Annotated in this window: 17 protein-coding genes; 5 read left to right on the forward strand and 12 right to left on the reverse strand. The window is 36.1% G+C overall.

Translation table 11 applies throughout. The features are described from left to right. Window positions 1–14 precede the first annotated feature (14 nt). A complete protein-coding gene (locus JNUCC52_RS07795; protein WP_337981868.1) occupies window positions 15–326 on the reverse strand; it encodes a hypothetical protein in 312 nt (103 codons plus the stop codon). Between the two features lie 70 nt (window positions 327–396). Beyond that, window positions 397–837, reverse strand: a complete 441-nt coding sequence (locus tag JNUCC52_RS07800; RefSeq protein WP_337981869.1) for a DUF4362 domain-containing protein — start codon at window positions 835–837, stop codon at window positions 397–399. A gap of 95 nt (window positions 838–932) precedes the next feature. Here JNUCC52_RS07800 and JNUCC52_RS07805 point away from each other — a divergent pair, with 95 nt between their 5' ends. Together JNUCC52_RS07805 and JNUCC52_RS07810 are read left to right on the forward strand one after the other, a co-directional pair. Beyond that, complete coding sequence (locus JNUCC52_RS07805; RefSeq protein WP_337981870.1) at window positions 933–1,472, forward strand: DJ-1/PfpI family protein; 540 nt, start codon at window positions 933–935, stop codon at window positions 1,470–1,472. A gap of 285 nt (window positions 1,473–1,757) precedes the next feature. Beyond that, the gene (locus JNUCC52_RS07810; RefSeq protein ID WP_337981871.1) at window positions 1,758–2,090 is read left to right on the forward strand and encodes a CotD family spore coat protein; all 333 of its coding nucleotides are present in this window, start codon (window positions 1,758–1,760) and stop codon (window positions 2,088–2,090) included. 52 nt (window positions 2,091–2,142) lie between these two features. Here the strand turns inward: JNUCC52_RS07810 and JNUCC52_RS07815 are convergent, their stop codons facing one another. From JNUCC52_RS07815 to fabF, 4 genes are all read right to left on the reverse strand, one after another. Then, entirely contained in the window at window positions 2,143–3,705 is a 1,563-nt protein-coding gene (locus JNUCC52_RS07815) for a sensor domain-containing diguanylate cyclase (protein WP_337981872.1), read from the reverse strand. Window positions 3,706–4,320: 615 nt separating this feature from the next. Then, the gene (locus tag JNUCC52_RS07820; protein WP_173478150.1) at window positions 4,321–4,860 is read right to left on the reverse strand and encodes a PadR family transcriptional regulator; all 540 of its coding nucleotides are present in this window, start codon (window positions 4,858–4,860) and stop codon (window positions 4,321–4,323) included. A 92-nt stretch (window positions 4,861–4,952) separates the two neighbouring features. After that, a complete protein-coding gene (locus JNUCC52_RS07825) occupies window positions 4,953–6,101 on the reverse strand; it encodes a YhgE/Pip domain-containing protein (RefSeq protein WP_337981873.1) in 1,149 nt (382 codons plus the stop codon). A 408-nt stretch (window positions 6,102–6,509) separates the two neighbouring features. Further along, window positions 6,510–7,745, reverse strand: coding sequence for a beta-ketoacyl-ACP synthase II (fabF, locus tag JNUCC52_RS07830; RefSeq protein WP_337981874.1), 1,236 nt, complete (start codon window positions 7,743–7,745; stop codon window positions 6,510–6,512). 119 nt (window positions 7,746–7,864) lie between these two features. On the opposite strand from fabF, the gene JNUCC52_RS07835 reads away from it, so the two are divergent. Next, window positions 7,865–8,716 carry a helix-turn-helix transcriptional regulator gene (locus JNUCC52_RS07835; protein ID WP_337981875.1) on the forward strand — a complete coding sequence of 284 codons (852 nt, stop codon included), beginning with the start codon at window positions 7,865–7,867 and terminating at the stop codon, window positions 8,714–8,716. 566 nt (window positions 8,717–9,282) lie between these two features. Next, window positions 9,283–9,486 carry a hypothetical protein gene (locus JNUCC52_RS07840; protein WP_337981876.1) on the forward strand — a complete coding sequence of 68 codons (204 nt, stop codon included), beginning with the start codon at window positions 9,283–9,285 and terminating at the stop codon, window positions 9,484–9,486. 150 nt (window positions 9,487–9,636) lie between these two features. Here the strand turns inward: JNUCC52_RS07840 and JNUCC52_RS07845 are convergent, their stop codons facing one another. Then, the gene (locus tag JNUCC52_RS07845; protein ID WP_173478146.1) at window positions 9,637–10,110 is read right to left on the reverse strand and encodes an ASCH domain-containing protein; all 474 of its coding nucleotides are present in this window, start codon (window positions 10,108–10,110) and stop codon (window positions 9,637–9,639) included. 244 nt (window positions 10,111–10,354) lie between these two features. Further along, window positions 10,355–11,239, reverse strand: coding sequence for a LysR family transcriptional regulator (locus JNUCC52_RS07850; protein WP_173478145.1), 885 nt, complete (start codon window positions 11,237–11,239; stop codon window positions 10,355–10,357). Window positions 11,240–11,378: 139 nt separating this feature from the next. Here JNUCC52_RS07850 and JNUCC52_RS07855 point away from each other — a divergent pair, with 139 nt between their 5' ends. Beyond that, window positions 11,379–11,918: a flavodoxin family protein gene (locus JNUCC52_RS07855; RefSeq protein ID WP_173478144.1), complete on the forward strand. Its 540-nt coding sequence runs from the start codon at window positions 11,379–11,381 to the stop codon at window positions 11,916–11,918. A gap of 442 nt (window positions 11,919–12,360) precedes the next feature. On the opposite strand, the gene JNUCC52_RS07860 is transcribed toward JNUCC52_RS07855, so the two are convergent. The 4 genes from JNUCC52_RS07860 to JNUCC52_RS07875 form a co-directional block, all read right to left on the reverse strand. Next, window positions 12,361–12,915 carry a CPCC family cysteine-rich protein gene (locus JNUCC52_RS07860; RefSeq protein WP_228134413.1) on the reverse strand — a complete coding sequence of 185 codons (555 nt, stop codon included), beginning with the start codon at window positions 12,913–12,915 and terminating at the stop codon, window positions 12,361–12,363. A 310-nt stretch (window positions 12,916–13,225) separates the two neighbouring features. After that, window positions 13,226–13,558 carry a hypothetical protein gene (locus JNUCC52_RS07865; protein ID WP_173478143.1) on the reverse strand — a complete coding sequence of 111 codons (333 nt, stop codon included), beginning with the start codon at window positions 13,556–13,558 and terminating at the stop codon, window positions 13,226–13,228. A gap of 259 nt (window positions 13,559–13,817) precedes the next feature. After that, window positions 13,818–14,339, reverse strand: a complete 522-nt coding sequence (locus JNUCC52_RS07870; RefSeq protein ID WP_337981877.1) for a GNAT family N-acetyltransferase — start codon at window positions 14,337–14,339, stop codon at window positions 13,818–13,820. A gap of 624 nt (window positions 14,340–14,963) precedes the next feature. Beyond that, a complete protein-coding gene (locus tag JNUCC52_RS07875; protein ID WP_337981878.1) occupies window positions 14,964–18,035 on the reverse strand; it encodes an S-layer homology domain-containing protein in 3,072 nt (1,023 codons plus the stop codon). Window positions 18,036–18,169: the final 134 nt, after the last annotated feature.

Genomic DNA, 18,169 nt, shown 5'->3' on the forward strand with positions numbered 1-18,169 from the left:
GTAGCTCCTATTATTTAAATCAATTTGCCATTATGAGCATCTATCATGACTGTTGGATTTCTATTATCAAATTGCAACATAATCACCCATTCTTTACGATTAAACATTTGATTTAACATGCCCGTTTGATGATGTAATCGAGTATTTATTTGTTCAGCAGTCGGTTCCATTACATTCACATTCAATTGCTCAGTATATGTCTGTTGAGGAGGATTATTTAAATACATTTCTGCCTTTAAAACGGCATCTTTAGTATCTAAAATTGGTGTTTTATAAAAAAAAAATAGAAATAGTAATAGGCACATCAAAGATAAAATGTTTTTCAATAACCTATCTCCTTTGTTCTCATATATAATTGCCGTTCCCCCCATTTTTATGGTGATTTCTTCGCCCCTCTCAGCGATCATCTACCTGGAATAAGGAATAGTCCATATTGTCTGAACAACCTGCAATATAGTATTCTATTTCCCCATTTACTTTACCTTTGCTCGTTATCCCTGTACAAATTTCAGTTTTAATTCCTTTATCTTGTCCACCAAAAGCATCGTTTGTATTATCATATGCATATTGAATGTTCTTTCCATCATAATGTAGATCTTTAAAAATAGGATCACCTTCGAGTGTATAAGATGTCACCCGAATAGTATCTTCTTGCTGCTTTGATATACTCTGCAAAAATTGCTCAAAACGCTCCAAGTTGTAAACATCACTCGGCGTAACGGTAATATCCCCTTTTTCGATGGCATCTGCTGTGCGATAAGCACTACTTTTTGAACAGCCAGTTAAAACAAGTATACTTATAAAAACAAACGTTAAAAATACACCCTTTTTCATCATCGATTCCCTTCTTCTTTTTTTATATTATACAACTAATTTTCAATATATTGTAAAATGGATACTGTATCCTTAAGTATATTGGAGATGTGATAATCGTGAAAAAAACTGCCGTATTGTTATACCCCTTGTTTAGTGAGTATGAATTAAGTGTAGCATTATCAATATTAATGCAAGGTAATAAACCAATTGTGACAGTTGGTTTAAATAATAATAGTATTAAAGGAGAGTCAGGTTTATCTTGTTTAACGGATATACAATTGAGCGAGGTCAAATTAGAAGAGTTTGATAGTCTGTTATTACCTGGCTGTTTGGACATTATGACATTAGTAGATGAGCAAGAGCTAATTGATTTTATTCGAAAAATGAGTGCTAACGGGGCAATCATTGCGAGTATTTCAAGCTCTCCTTACCTTTTAGCTAAAGCTGGTGTCTTGAAGGACAGAAACTATACGGTTGGCTTATCACTTGAAGGTATGAAGCAATTAGGGGTTTTTGACCTTACCTATTACTCTGATGATTTAATTGTCCAAGATGGTCCGATTATTACTGCAAGAGGAAGAGGTTTTATTCAGTTTGGAATCGCTTTTGGGAAAGCGTTACAGCTTAATTTTGATGAAAATTGGTATCGACCATAAAATAAAGGATAGTTCTTTCGCCAAGCTATTGACGAGAACTATCCTTTTTCTCTAGGCATTTCCATATCTACAATGAAAAAGAATTTTTCACTTTTTGGCTGGACGCATCAAAAAATGATTTAGCCTTTCATTATGACAATTAAACATTGTATGGCACGAAATTTCATTACTTTGTGGCAGTTAAGAGATTTAACTAGCCCTTAATAGGCATACAAATAGACCACTTAGTCTTACATCTCATATGTTAATTATGAACCACAACTTATCAAAACAGGAGGTAATAACATGTTTAATCGTAAGCGTCACCATGGAAGAGGACCACAATGCTGCTCACCACAAACAATGCCAACACAATTTGACCCGCCACAATTTTTACCACCAGAGCAATATGTTCGCACAAATTATATCCATACAGTTGTACCACACGTTCAGCCAGCACATATTACAACAGTTAACAAACATATCATTGATCATCAATACTACTTCCCATGCACTGAAAACGTAGTAAATGAATGCTGTGAAAACCACACACTATGCGGTATGCCACACAATCACTGCCATATGCCACAGCACCATATGGGTCACCATAAACATATGGGCATGGGTATGGGGTATTAATTTTTTGTGCGATGAGACACTTTTTGTCTCATCGCTTTTCTCATACATTACTCTATTCTTTTCCCGCAATCTTCACTTGGTTTCGACCCGCTTGCTTAGCAAGATACAGTGCTCTATCTGCAGCTTCAATTAATGCTTCTGTTGTACTAGCCATTTTTGGATACTCCGCAACCCCAGCTGATAATGTGACTGGACGACCACATGGACTAACTGAGTTTGCTAATTGTTGTCTTAAATTTTCTGCTACAATAGCCGCTTCTTCAACAGTTGTATTAGGCAATAAGATAATAAATTCTTCACCACCATACCGACAACAAATATCGTGTTCACGGGCAACAGCTTTCATATTTTTTGCTAAAAATTGCAGTACTTTATCTCCTACTGCATGACCATACGTATCATTAACGCTCTTGAAGTGATCCAAATCAAGTAAAATAATCGAATGCATCATATGTTTTTTATGCCATTCAGATAACATAGCATCCATTGTTCGTCGGTTTGTTACACCAGTTAATGGATCTGTTGTTGATTGGTCTTTAAAATAGGAAACTTGCCCTTGTAAAAAGGACAAACTACGGATTAGTGCACTCTTTAAATAATACGCTTCAAAGTACCAACTGCGTACGGATTTTAACCCTTCTACATTTCTTGAATCTAAACTTTCTTCTGTTAATGTTGCTAATTGTTGCAATGGACGAGCAATCCTCGCCGCTGTCCATAGTAAAATGATGATAGATAAAAGCATAAGTGGGATAGCCTTAATTGCAACACTTTGTACACGATCGAATGAAGGCTCTAACGCTACATCTAACGGTCTTTGAGAAACGACTCCCCAACCTGCTAGTGGCACTGCACTATAGCCTGCCAGCATCTCTACCCCTTTTGTATTCGTAATTAGCTTCGCGCCATTTTTTCCAGAAACTACTTCTTGTACAGCTTTATTTTTTATTACAACATCATTAACGCGAGATGGGTCTTGATGGTAGATAATACGTCCGTCCGAATCCACCACAAAAACATATGAACCGTCGTGATAATAATGCTCTCCTAACAGCAAATTAAATACATTTTTTTCCTTCAAATAAATTGTGCCAGCTACCATTCCTAAGTATTCATTTTTCGCTGAAAATATAGGATATGAAATAAAGATAATTAGTCTTCCAGTAATACCTTCATACGGTTTGGATACAAGGGGTATTTTTTTAGATAATGCCTCTTTCCCACCTTCAGAGGTTAAATACTTTCCTTTAACATCAACAGAAGGCGGTGATACTGACAATACTAAACCTTCCACGTTGGACACAATAACTGAATTAAACATATTATTTTGCATTTTTAATCGGTCCGTTTCCCGATCTAAGGCAGCCTCATCATCCATTATTGATTCTATATTGCTCGCACTATAACCTAAAATTTGAAAGGCTTCTTCTAAGTATGCAGTTGCGGTAGTAGCCAATTTTTGTGCATATACACGATTGGTTTCAAGCGAATTTTCCTTTATCGAATCAACATTCATGCCATAGCCACTCCATAAGCTACCGATACTTGTCAGGAAAAATGCTGCCATAGCTAAACCCATTATTAAATGCTTTAGCCTTAATTGTGTTGATTTCATTGTTTTTTATTACTCCTATTTATGTATTTTGCCCATCTTATAACTTAAGTTTAAAGACTCACTTTCCACTATCTATTAAAACACAAATTTCATTTGATTTTACAAATTTCTTGTATATATTAAAAGTATTTGTAAAAGATGTGTTGTTAAAGACCTATACTTTATTTGTAAAACTAAACTTTTAATCTTTTTTCTGGTTTAAATATATAACTATAAACTTAATATTTTATAATTTTTAATATATTTCTCTAATTTAATGTATATATTTACGATTATTGATATCGCTTTTACAATTAAATACGTTATTTGGAACTCAACTATTCTATTATATAGCAACGGGAATTTATGTACGAGATGATTATTCCATTACATTGGAATGAAGGACGGGCGACTCCTGCTCAGAACAGCACAAAACGTAAGACGCGGGCATTCCGCGCGTTAGCGAGGGTTGCGGCTGACGTAGTGCCCGCGGAAAGCGACCGCCCGTAGCGGAAATCAACGGCAGTAGTCTTCACTTATATTAATTTTAAATAAAAAAGGACTATAGACAAACTCCAAAATCTTCGAGTTTGTCTATAGCCTGAGACTATTTATAAATTGCAAATAGTCTTTTTCTTATATTTCTTCTTTTCGAACATGCTCAATTAATCTTTCTAAATACTGGATAGAACCTTGTATTCTAAAATTCGCATAGTCACTAACAAAATCCGCCAGTACTTCTACGCCTGGTTTAACCAAATGTTTTCTTTCTGATTTAAAAAGCAAATCCCATTTAGAATGCATTCCGTTTAACTTTTTTTCTAAAATATGAACGATTTTATCACGATCAACATATTTCATATTTGCTAAACCGATTACCATATCACCTATTGTATTAGCACTTTCAAGGGATTTATAAATCTTTTTTGGTAAGGCTTCGCGCCCTTTTTCCGTGATGGAAAATACATGCTTATCTGGTCGATTATCTTCTTTAATAACTTCTTTCGTCTCAATTAAACCTTGCTTCGCTAATGATTCAATATGATAATATAGCTTACTTTCCGTCAAACCATTTATCGAATCGAGGGATTGTAATTCTGAGATCTGTTTTTTTAAATTATAAGGATAATTATCTCCGTCCATAAGCTTGCTAAGAATGAAAATTTGAATTGCCATTGTTTCAGCTCCTTAGGCAAATATTAGTTCTATTTTATCAAAACTAACGATTTACTTCATCAGAATTTTAAGCCTTTGATAAATTCTTCAAACTACTTCTCTACTGCAACTGGTAGTGGTTTATGAAGTACCCAAACAATAAGAACATTAATGACCATTGCTACAAAGCCCACTGTTGTTAATCCTAAAACGAACGGAGCCGCACTCACACTACCAAAAATACTGTTAAAGTATGCTTGAACAGAATAATACATTGGTGAAATATGACTCATCCATTTATACGGTAAATACATCATATCACGATTGATTGTTGCACCATTCGCGATTGTTTGGATTAATAGAATTGGAATATTTAAAATCATACCTGCTTCACCAATTAATAAAACGAAAACTGCAGTGAAGTTAAAGCATGCCCAATAGTTTAGAATTTGTTGACCCCAAATTTGGAAGAATGAATCTACTCCAGATAAATCATTGATGGCAAATGACATGACTGTCGATACTAAACCAGCTAACATACCGATAATAATCGCTGTGAATTGCATGTAGATAAATAAACGTGTTTTCGTTGCTTTCCCACGACTCGCTTTAAATGCACCTACTAATTGCATCGCACCAATCATAGCCCCAACATAAATTGCCATTGTTAAGAACATTGGCAGCATATTGTTGTGCATACCATCAGGCACATCATTCTTTATAACAATATTTCCTGCATAACTATTTTCAATTTGTGCCGCTAATTCAGCTGCTTGCTCTTTCGGAACATGTAAGTTCATTAAAATTCCTTGAGCTGTTTGTTGTGAAAATTGAGCGCTTAGTTGTGCATTAATTTGCATGACGATTTGTTGCATAGAAGATGACACTGCCGTTGCACTAGCTTCATTGATTGAGAAATCAATGCTTGATGATACATCTCCTTTTTGTAAATCCACTGAAAACGTCTCTGGAATGTGAACAACTAATGCTAAGTCGTTTTTTTCTAAATCTTTTATTGCTTCTTTATTTGAGATGTCTGTTTGAATATCCTCGAATGGTAGCTGATCTGTTAAACTATCCGCTATTTGAGCGCCATATTCCCCTTTATCATCATTAATAATGGCAATCGGTAATTGATCAATATTGCCCGGTATTGCTGTATACCCTGGTAAAAAGATACCCAACATACAGACGGCATATAAGATCCCCATAAAAATAGAGCCTTTTGCACCCTTCGTTTTCATAAACTCTTTAAACTTCATTAAATTAGTACTCCCCTTCTACAAACCTTTTTCCAAATTTATAATCTAAACAAAATAGTTTAATTTAAGTAGTTTAATTAAACCGTGAGTGTAATTCTACAAAAATACGATTTACTTTGCAATCAATACATATAGCCTACTAATATTAATTTTTATAATTTGTCCAAAGTGTGAAATAGAATCTCTTTGATAACGTTTACAAGTTCAGACCTAGAAAATTAGGTATTATTTGTAACAAATCAACATGAATTGGGCAAGTTACATTTTGTTTTTCAATCTGAAAGAATGTCCTGTAAATTTGCACAATAAAAAGCGTTGGCCATATAGCTCCAACGCTTTTTGTTTATTAGATTTATTCGATTCCTATCTCATTTTTAAAAAATAATTTTATTAATGCGTTATATACATTCACTCATATTGTTTTAAAACGATCGCTGCGTTATGACCGCCAAAGCCAAATGAGTTCGATAATCCTGTAGTAATATTCACATGACGAGCAACAGCTGGTACATAATCCAGATCGCATAATGGATCGGGATGCTCTAAGTTGATAGTAGGAGGAATGATTCCTTCCTTTAAGCTCATTGCTAATGCAATTGCCTCCGCTCCACCAGCCGCCCCCAGCATATGACCAAGCATTGATTTATTTGCTGTTATTGGGATTTGATAAGCATGTTTGCCAAATAACTGCTTAATAGCCATCGTTTCAGAGATGTCCCCTACTTTTGTACTTGTCGCATGTGCACTAATAACATCAATTTCTTCAGGTGATATATTGGCATTTTTTAATGCTGACTTCATTGCGTGATAGGCACCTTTACCTTCTGGATGTGTTGCGACGATATGATGTGCGTCTGAACTAGCACCATAGCCAATGACCTCTGCATAAATTTTTGCCCCTCGTTGTAACGCATGGGATAAAGACTCTAAAATTAAAATGCCTGCCCCTTCTGACATAACAAACCCATCTCGGCTATCATCAAATGGCCGACTAGCCAAAGCGGGTTCATCATTTCTCGTAGATAACGCTGTAGCATTCCCAAAGCTAGCTATCGATAAGTCTGTTATCGCAGCCTCTGTTCCCCCTGCAAACATAACATCAACTTCACCGTAACGAATTAATCTAAAGGCTTCTCCGATAGCTGTATTTCCAATAGCACAAGCTGAAACAGGTGACATGGATGGGCCCATTGCTTTCCACTTAATACTAATTTGTGCTGCTGCAGCATTAGCCATCATGGCAGGTACTAACGTTGGGCTAACTCTTCTGGGTCCTTTCTGTCTAAGCGCATCAATATTTTCAATGAAAGTTTCAATTCCACCAATACCTGAGCCGACGTATACGCCTAATCTTTCAGCATCTATTTGATTGAGGTCTAAATTGGCATCTTGCCATGCCTGTTCTGCCGCAACTAAGGCAAATTGAGCAAAACGATCTAAACTTCTTGCTTCTTTCTTACCTAACGCTTCCTCTGCATTGAAGTCTTTGATGAATCCCGCAATTTTTGTCTTTTGGTTTGTAGTATCAAATGTATCAATCGTTGAAATGCCAGATTGTCCATTCATTAAATTGTTCCAAAATGTTTGAACGTCGTTTCCTAGAGGCGAAACTACTCCCATTCCAGTAATCACTACTCTCTCCATTTTTCATTCCCCCAAATCAATATGATAGTTGTATTTTACATCGTTTATATCCTATTACAAGACACTGTTTATCCTGGTATAATAACTACTAGGTAAAATGAAATGAAGGGGTTTTTAATTTGAATGATAAAAATAGGCTTGAAGCGTTGTCGTCATTTTTAAAATCGAAACGTGCCCAAATAAAGCCCGAGTCTATTGGCTTGCCAGCTGGAACGCGTAGAAGGACACCAGGATTACGTAGAGAAGAAGTTGCCCAATTAGCAGGTGTAAGTACCACTTGGTATACATGGCTAGAGCAAGGAAGAGATATTAAAGTATCTGCCAGTGTGCTTGATTGTATTGCTACTGCTTTGCAATTAAGTAATGATGAAACAGACTACTTATACAACCTTGCATTAGATGTAAAATCTGAAATGACAACGATAAAAAAAGAATCATCAGAGCTTAGCCCTGCTTTAAAACGAATATTAGCTGAATTAACATATTGTCCAACCATTATTACGGATCGCCATTGTCATATTGTCGGTTGGAATGCTGCTGCTGCACATGTTTTTTTAGATTTTGAACAGGTGCCGTATAATGAAAGAAATTTGATTCGTTTAGTGTTCACTAGAAAAGAATTTAAAGCGTTAGCCGTCAATTGGGAGCATTTCGCAAAAGGTTTCCTTGCTATTTTCCGTACCTACTATGGTCACTATTTAGGGGATGAATGGTACAACCAATTTATTGAGGAAATGAGTCAATCCCATCAAGAATTCCGAGATTTGTGGCAAGAAAGTCAGGTGAGTAAGGCGCCAGAAATGATAATCGAGTTCAGACATGCCAAAGCAGGCAAAATGTTGTTTAATCTAACTTCACTTCAAGTTCAAGGAGATATGGATTTACGGTGCAGTATTTATACACCTGTAGAAGAAACAGAAACAGAGGATAAGTTAAGGCGGTTAATGAAGAAGATATCCGCTGAAAAATAAAACGTAAAGAGCTAATACAAATCTACCTTGCCACTTACTACGTATATCGCCAGTATTTTACTAATTTAGAGAAACAATTATTTTTCCTATATAATAAATAAGAGTTATTTTTTATAAGGTGGGTAATGTATTGAAGAAAAAATTAGTACTATTCATTACGTCAATAGTCTTACTTTCTATAATATTTTTTCCAAGAGGCTACTATAGGTAATGACAAATACAGCTGCAGAAGTACTTATTTCTAAATCTTTAGATTCTAGCGAAAGAATAAGTACACTTTGCGAGTCTGAAGATGTTTTTCTACAAGCATTTCATTAAAAATGGACTTCAAAATATATCCTCAAATAGTTCGAAAAAGACTTTATACTTAGGCTGCTGGCTGCAAAAGGCAGTCCTTTGATCACACAAAAATCCATTTTGTCTTTTATTAATTCTAAAAGAATGATGAATCATTTAAAATAATTAAGAACTGCACTGAATATTCGACGTAATTTAATGCTTCAGTTACTTTCACAACATATGCCTGTTGGCGTATCATGGGTTATTCCTGATGGGGGATTAAATCTATGGCTAAACTGCCTGCTTGGATGGACAGCAATTCTCTTCTATTAGAAGCAAAAAAACAGCAGGTAACCTTTTTGCCAGGTTCAGCCTGTTACTCTGTAGAGCAAGAAAATCATCATTTACGAGTTAGTTACTCTTATATGAATGAGGAATTAATTACTCAAAGAATTACAATATTAGGTGTAGGTAAAGTAAATGGGCGATAAAAAAAGCAGGATTAATCGTTAATAAATTGTTTCAATCAATACTCAAAGGAAAAGCCCAGAAATATTGTTTTCATAGCATTTTTGGGCTTAAAATTTCTTTCCAAACTTTGATGGGAACGTTTAGGTTTAGTTATGTATATGTTATAAATATTATAATCTATCTTTATAAATATCCATTACCTCAAACGTTTGACAAACTAGCAATAAGTCTGGAGTAAACGTAAGTCCATACTGGTTTAATTCCCAAGTGAAAAATTTAACATGTTCTCTATACCAAAAATCATAGCTTAAATCCCCTTCGCCCTCAGACCTTGCGAAATCACTTGTTACTTCATTCATTTTAATAACATCAATCTTTGTATATTTTATAATGGCTAATGGATTTTTGTCTCCATCCAATACAATATCGTACTGACCAACTTTTTGAATTTCTTCTCCTTCAAGCTCATAGACACAATGTGCAGCACATGTTCCAGTTTTGATCCCTTTAACAACTAAACTTCCTAAATCATCTCCCATTTCTTTGGAACCATCTCCAAACATCCATGCATCTGGAATACTCATGTTGCACTCATTTTCTCTAGTGTACATATGCCAATATTCCTCTATCTTATTAACTGACATTCACTTACCCCCTAATATGTTTTGAATATAATTATAACATATCTTAATTTTCACATATTTCACTTTTAATTCATGCTTATAAAACATTTCTTTCTCCGTTAGTTGAAACAGATAAATGCCCCCAAAGCATCGTTTGGGGAAATTTCTTTGCTTATCGTTGGTGAATCCGTAGCTAGACCTCTTTAATGAAAAAACATGCGCTGATTCTTGTTACAGAATCGCGACCGATTGTTGAAGACTTACTTTATACTGACTGAAACATCTTACGAGTTAAGCTTATAAATTCAGCTAAAGGTGGTGTTATCCATTTATCTTTATGCCAAGCAATTTGAGTATAAAGTGGAGGTACGGAAGATTTCCACGGCAATTCCTTCATTCGCCCCTCTTCAATATCTTTTTTAACTACCATTTCAGGCAGTAGTGCCACTCCTAATCCTGCAACTACACACTGTTTAATGGCCTCTATACTAGCAAATTCAATTTTATCTAATGAATAAATTCCAAGTAAATTTAGAGATTCTTCAAACATATTTCGATAAGAACATCCAGCTTCTGTAAGCAAAAGAGTTTCATGTTTCAGATCATCTATTGAAAAGTCTGATTTAGATTGGTTTGGTGAGGCAACTAATTTTAACTCTTCTTTGATAAGTCGCTCTACCTTTAACGATCCGTCAGGTTTGCTTTCATCCATAATAAAGGCAATATCTAATAAACCTTCCATTAGCTGCTTTCTCGCCATTTCATCAGAATGTGCAGGTTTAAATACTAGCTTTACTTTTGGGAAGGCAGTCTTGAACTCTTTAAGGATTAGTGGTAATCGATAAGTACACTGACTCTCCTGCGCCCCTATTGTTAACGTACCAGATAATTCTTCCTCTCCTTTTGCAGCTGTAATTGCTTCTTGGCTTAAATTAATCATTTTTTCTGCATAGCTTTTAAATTGATGTCCAGCTTCTGTTAAAATCAGTCGTTTACCTAAACGCTCAAATAAAGGTTTCCCAATCTCATCTTCAAGGGATTTGATTTGTGCAGTAACACTTGATTGAGCAAAATTCAATATTTTTGCTGTTTGGGTAAAATTCAGATTTTCAGCAGCATGTTTAAATGTAATCAACTGTTTAATTTCCATTTATATCAACCTCTTTTAAATCGGTTTTTCCGATTTATTTAATCGAAATAATCGTCTGTATCGATTTATCAACTTATTATAAGATATTAATATCAGAAGAACAATAATAGAAGATTTCGAGGAAAAGGAGTTAATTCACATGACAATAGCAGTTATTTACGGTGGAAACCGCCAAAACGGAAACACAGAAACGTTAACAAAGTTAGCCATCCAAGGTTTAGATGTAGAAGAAGTATATTTAAAGGATTATTTAATTAAACCTATAATTGATAAGCGACATGCGGAAGAAGGTTTTTCTGAAGTCAATGATGATTATAATTCCATTATTAATCGTATCCTTCCACATGATATTCTTATTTTTTCTACCCCAATTTATTGGTATAGCATGACAGGCACAATGAAGAACTTTATTGATCGTTGGTCACAGACTTTAAAAGATCCAAATTATCCTGATTTCAAGTCTATAATGGCTTCAAAAAAAGCATATGTCATTGCAGTGGGTGGAGATCAACCATATATCAAAGGCTTACCAATGATTCAACAGTTTCAACATATCTTTGACTTTGTAGGGACAACTTTCGAAGGATATATTATTGGGGAAGGAAACAGACCAGGTGAAATTTCACAGGACTTAAAAGCACTGTCTGCAACGGAACAGCTAAGAAAGGAAATACAATAATATTCCAATCCGCAAGCTATACAAGAAGGATGGGAGTTTATGAACCTACAGACATTGGCAAATATGTTATTGATAGTTATAAATGCTTTTTGGGGGCTATCATATGTTTTTATGAAATTAGGGCTTGGTTCACTCCAAGCCTTCAACAATGTGGGGCTTAGATTTTTACTTACTTTGTATTCACTTCTTCGGTCATATTTTCTCCTCCAACGCGTCAATTTGGCAGTTACTTCCCAGTATATTGAAAATAGCAGCAGCTCAAAAGTACTTATTCGCGAAACCCGTATCATATGCTTCACTTGATGCCACTTTTCATCAAAATATTCACACAATTCTTGGGGCTTTCCAATAAATTCAGAACGAATCATTGTACTGGTATCTCATTTGCTGCATAGCCCATCATATACTACTTTTGAAAAATCTCTTTTTTCAAAGCATCCTTTTATTCAGCCTTGTTATAGATTTCAAATCTGTTGGAAGCTACAAATGTAACTTCTTTTTCTGAACAAGCTCCGTACTTTTCAAAGTTTCCTCTACCTTCTGACAAGGTCATATGATTAGGGCCACTATATTGGCTTGGATTATCGCTACCATCATCCTCCCAGAAGCAAACTGGGCAAATATCATATTCCCCTCGCTGTACCAAGGTTTCATAATTACAGCAGGGACAAGGTACTAATTTTTCTACATAGCCTTCAACTACAATATTGCTCCCTACTATTTTCGAAACGAGTTTAGATAAATATTCGTTTGGAATTCCGTAGAAACTACCTTCTGCACCTATAAGCAATAATTTATTATAACGGAAGTCCATTACGTCATTTGTTGGTCCATCTGAAGTTAATAGTTCATGCTGCAACGACTTTGAGAAAAAATGAAATTCAGGATCAAGTTCATCCATTCCCCAAGAGTTCAATATCAATGCCTCACGTTCATCCCTAGTTAGTTTAGTAATATCATTTTCTAAGATAATTTTTATAGCTTCCTTCCTTAACACTATATCACTCCAATCCATATTCCCTTATAGTCCAATCGTATTAAAAGGCAAATTCCTTATTACAAAAACCCTTTTTTCTTATACATTCATTCAGGCTTTCTTAGTTAAAGTATAACCTTAAATAAAAGAATATTATTAAACAATATGGCCCTTTAATAAAAACTCTAACTTTAAGGGGTCACTACCGAATCGTACCCGAATGTTGAAGATCTAAATTCCAATTCCTTGTTGAACTATAGCTTCCGTTAGTTGAATAGTAATGTCTATTCATTACTCATTTTAAGAAATCCTCTGGATACAAATAGTTATCTTAAACATCTACATCTGAGTATCGAGTAAAAACTGACTCAAACTCATCATTTTCAATAAGGAAGTCAATAACTTCATAAATTCGTTCTCTACTTGCAATATCTATAAGAAACATATCGCTTGACCAAAGATATGCACCTTTCATACATTCGCCTGTATTTACATTCTTCTCTCTCAATGTCTGTATGTTTGTGTAGGTGAAAAAACTCGCAATCCATTTAGAACGGTCAGAGAAAGTTACGATGACATCAAGGTTAGCATCTTCAGCATTCCATTCACCTTCAGTCCATTCTTCAGCTTCTATCCATATGTGTTTATTGTTTGTTTCTTTCAAAAGAACACCACCTTAAATTAAATATATTATAGCTTTTTTCTCAATAGTTATTGAACTAAACTGTGCCGTTAGTTTAAATACTTCTCTTCACAATCACCACTTCAAATTTAATTCTTATATTTTATTCAATTAAATGGCCCTTTAATGAAAAATGCACTTTCCTTATTCAAGGAAAGCGCCCTTTAATGGAATAACTGTAAAGCTTATGAAGCTTTTTTAAAAGCTGCGTTATATAAAGTGAGATGATGTAATTCTATTACTACAAATCGGAGTATAACATTCCATATACAAAGCTATCTGTCCATTCATTTTTATTCCAATAATTTTGGATGAAATGGGCTTCCTTTCTCATACCTATTCGTTCACACAATTTTTGTGAAGCTGTATTCCTTGCATCAAGATTGGCTTGTATACGATGTACATTAAATTCACTAAATAATTTATTAACCAAAGTACTAACCGCCTCTGTTGCCAAACCTTTTCCAGCTACTTCATTAGAAAAACCATAACCAATCTCAACAGTGTCTTTCATATCTGTATACCATACGGATAGATCACCAACTACTTTAGTCTCGTATATAACTGCCAAACTTAGCTTTGATTCTTTAGAAAGTACACTGTTTGCTAGCTTCTTATTAAATCTTTCCTGCATATCTTCTTGAGTCCATTTATTATGTAATAGGAATTTACATGTATCCTCATCATTATAAATAGCAAATACATCCTGTAAATCAGTACTCTGAAAAGGTCTAATTGTTAATCTTTCTGTTGTGAATTCCAAGTTAATTCTCCTCCCTTATATTCATTCTACAAAACATTTTTTCTTTTAGTATGTAACCCCCCCTTCTTAGATTTTACTTGGATTACATATCATAGTAAATTCATATCCTTCTTCTTCTAAACTGCTTCGTTAGTTTAAGTACTTTTCTCTACAATCTCCACGTTCAATTAAATGGCCCTTTAATGAAAACGAGCGCTGATTCTTATTACAGAATCGCACCCGATTGTTGAATAACAAATTGAAATTTTAATTATCGACTAGAATATAAATGAAACTCAATAAGCTATAAAACTTTAAAGAATCTATTCATAAATGCGAAAAAACCTCTTGCCAATATTTCATTGACAAGAGGTTTTTTTATCAGTCTTTTTACGTTTTATTAATCTTTATTTTTTGATTAAAAATGCTCTAAAAAGGTTGGTTATATATATGAAACCCATGCGTTTAGAACACAATTGGATCAAAATAAGTGGGTTCGTTTTGTTTGAATGTCATTTTTATAAAAAAGATGGATTAAAACTTTTCGTTTTAGGAAAGCTGATTTTCCTGAGTTAGGCATTCTCCCAATAAAAAACTACACACGTTACGGGGCATCTGCCCAACCGTACATGTGTAGTTTCCTTTTTATTGTTTGACCATTCTTTCTGTTGCAGCTGCCTCGATTTCCCCAATAGCCCAATGAGTAGAAAGGACATCGCTAAATGTCGATGTTGTAATGTCTTCTAAAGCAGGACGTTCGAATAATTGGTTGAGCACTTTCACCGCCTGTGCGCGTGTTAAGGAACCGTTTGGATGAAAGGTCGTTTCACTATTCCCCGTCATAATCCCCCATGTACTCACTTGTTCAATTGCACGTGCAGCCCAGTGGGTTGGCGAAACGTCTGTAAATGATTTACCTTTGCCAGAGGCTTGACAGATTGTTTTTGAAGGATCTTGTGCACATACGGTTTCGATCCAATGAGCCACGACTTTTGCCATTTGTGCGCGTGTAATCGTGCCATTTGGATTGAATGTCGTTTCCGTTTGGCCATTAAATAAACCAGCTTGCTTCACCACTTCAATCGCATCTTTTGAAGGGTGATTTATTGTATCCTCAAATGAACTATTCGTCGTTGTTGGCATGTCACCATTTGTTAAGAAACGCGCTAACATCGTGGCCATTTGTGCCCGTGTTACCAGGGCATTTGGTTTAAATGTGCCATCTGGGTAACCTTGAATATATGGTGCTAATCGCTTCACTTCCATTTGTCCTTCCTCTTCTTGCACTTCAGAAGCATAAAGTAGACTGAATGTTGAGAAGTGGTCTACTTCAAACTGAAATCCTTTCACGCCTGGTTCAAATTCGACCATACGCCCTTGCTTTACTTCAGTTGTTGCGTCACTATGTTCGATGTAAACGACTAATGAAGCCATTTGTTCTTCTGTTAGTTCAGCCGAAATTGGTAACGTAATCGTTACAGGGCGATTTTGTAGATTTGTTTCAATCGTTACAGGTGTTCCTATTAGCGAAATAATCGCTCTTTTTGGCATACCTTGTTGGATTTGTTCATTTTTTAGCACTTTCGCCTGAAGCACTTCTTGTTGTTGTGCCTTTACTGGCACAACACGGAAGAATACATCTTCTGTCACGCCATTGAATGAAGTTGATGGCATCGTCAATTGGGCTAACGCTGTTTGCATGAAGAAATTCGTCTGTTGCCTATTTAAAAATAACCCTGCATTGCTTGAAAGACTCAAATGTGCCTCTGCCGTAGCTGTTTCCACTGGGTATACAAGGCGAATTGTTCGTGCCTCTTGATTCGATAGTTGTGGTACTAATGCTTGGACATGATTCAATAAAATGTCTGCTCGATACTTCACGATTTCTTGCTCTACCGTACGAATGATTTTTATCTCATTTGATGGCGTCGAATCTACTGGATAGACTGGCTCTGGTGTCGGATTTGGTACTATTGGTAGTGGATTTACTGTAATCGTAGCCGTATCAGACATATTACCATGGATACCCGTTACTGTTACAGTACCTGGCGCAATCGCTGTTAATTTATTATTTTGCATCGTAGCGATGGTTGGATCGCTTACCGTAAAGGTTGCATTAGCCGTTTGATCTCGGCTTGTCCCATCCGATAGATTTTCTACTAGCTGGAAGTTCTCTGTGCCTCCAACAATTAGTTGCCCTGTTTTAGGTGATAGGACTATGCCTGTTGTTATTACTGGTACTGCATTCACCGTAATCATGGCCGTATCAGACGTACTATCATAGGCTGCCGTTACGGTCACTGTTCCTGGTGCAATTGCTGTTAAGGTATTTCCTTGTATAGTAGCGATGGTTGGATCACTTACCGTAAAGGTTGCATTAGCCGTTTGATCTCGACTTGTCCCATCCGATAGATTTTCTACTAGCTGGAAGTTCTCTGTGCCTCCAACAATTAGTTGCCCTGTTTTAGGTGATAGGACTATGCCTGTTGTTATTACTGGTACTGCATTCACCGTAATCATGGCCGTATCAGACGTACTATCATAGGCTGCCGTTACGGTCACTGTTCCTGGTGCAATTGCTGTTAAAACATTCCCTTGCATCGTGGCAATGGAAGAATCACTTACCGTAAACGTTGTGTTTGCTGTTTGGTCTTGACTCGATCCATTTGAGAAGATCTCTGTCAGTTGGAAACTTTGCTTTCCTCCTACAATCAACTGCCCCGTTTTTGGTGAAAGATCAATACTTGTAGCGTTAATCGAGCCGTACCACCTGTTCAGGAAATGGCCATCGCCATCGAACTTTTGTACTTGATTATTTCCGACTTCCGTTACATAGACGCTACCGTTGTTGTCAATCGCTACACTATTTGGGAAGTCAAATTGTCCATCGCCGCTCCCCGTGCTGCCCCATTGACTCACATAATTCCCCTCCAAATCAAACTTTTGGATTCGGTTGTTCTGCGCATCAGGGACGTAGAGATGACCATTTCCATTGTCTACCGCAATACTAAAAGGATACCGAAACTGACCATTACCAGTCCCCTGAGTTCCCCATTTGCTTATGAAAGCACCATCGGCATCAAATTTTTGAACTCGATGCAATTCACTATCCGTTACATAAACGTGACCTTGTGTATCAATCGCAAGACCATAGGGGAGGTAAAACTGCCCGTCTCCATTGCCATATCTCCCCCATTCGCTTAGAAAGTTTCCTTTGAGATCGAAACGTTGGATTCGACGGTTATCACGATCTGCCACATACAAGATATCGTTATAAGCAATCGCGATACCTGAAGGATTGAGAAACTGTCCATCACCATTGCCCCTTGTCCCCCATTGCGCCAGATAGCTGCCATTCGCTTCGAATTTCTGGATTCGGTGGTTCCCTCTATCAACAACATATACATTGCCATGCGAATCGAAGGCGATCCCGCTTGGGTAGTTGAATTGTCCATCGGCGCTTCCCTGCCCGCCCCACTCAGCCACGTATCTCCCGACAGGATCCAACACGACTATTCGGTTGTTTGCGTAGTCCGCAACATAGATCATTCCTTGGTCATTAACGGCTACAGCTACAGGTCTATCAAACAAAGTAGAACCTTGGGCTATAGCCGAGCTAACGTTTGCCCTAGATATGGAATAAGTATTGAAGAATAGCATCATGGCGACTAATAAAATTAACCATATTTTTTTGTTGAATATCCTCTTTTGACGCATGTTACAATCTTCCTCCTTGCCTGATATTAATATAATCTTGGTTAACAGCCAGGCGCCACAGATAAAAGCCTAGGAATAGGTTAGATAGTTCTTTCATTATAGTAGTCTCTCTTTCTCTTTTTTTCTATGTAGTA

Source organism: Lysinibacillus sp. JNUCC-52 (assembly GCF_015999545.1).
In the GTDB taxonomy this organism is placed as follows: Bacteria; Bacillota; Bacilli; order Bacillales_A; family Planococcaceae; genus Lysinibacillus.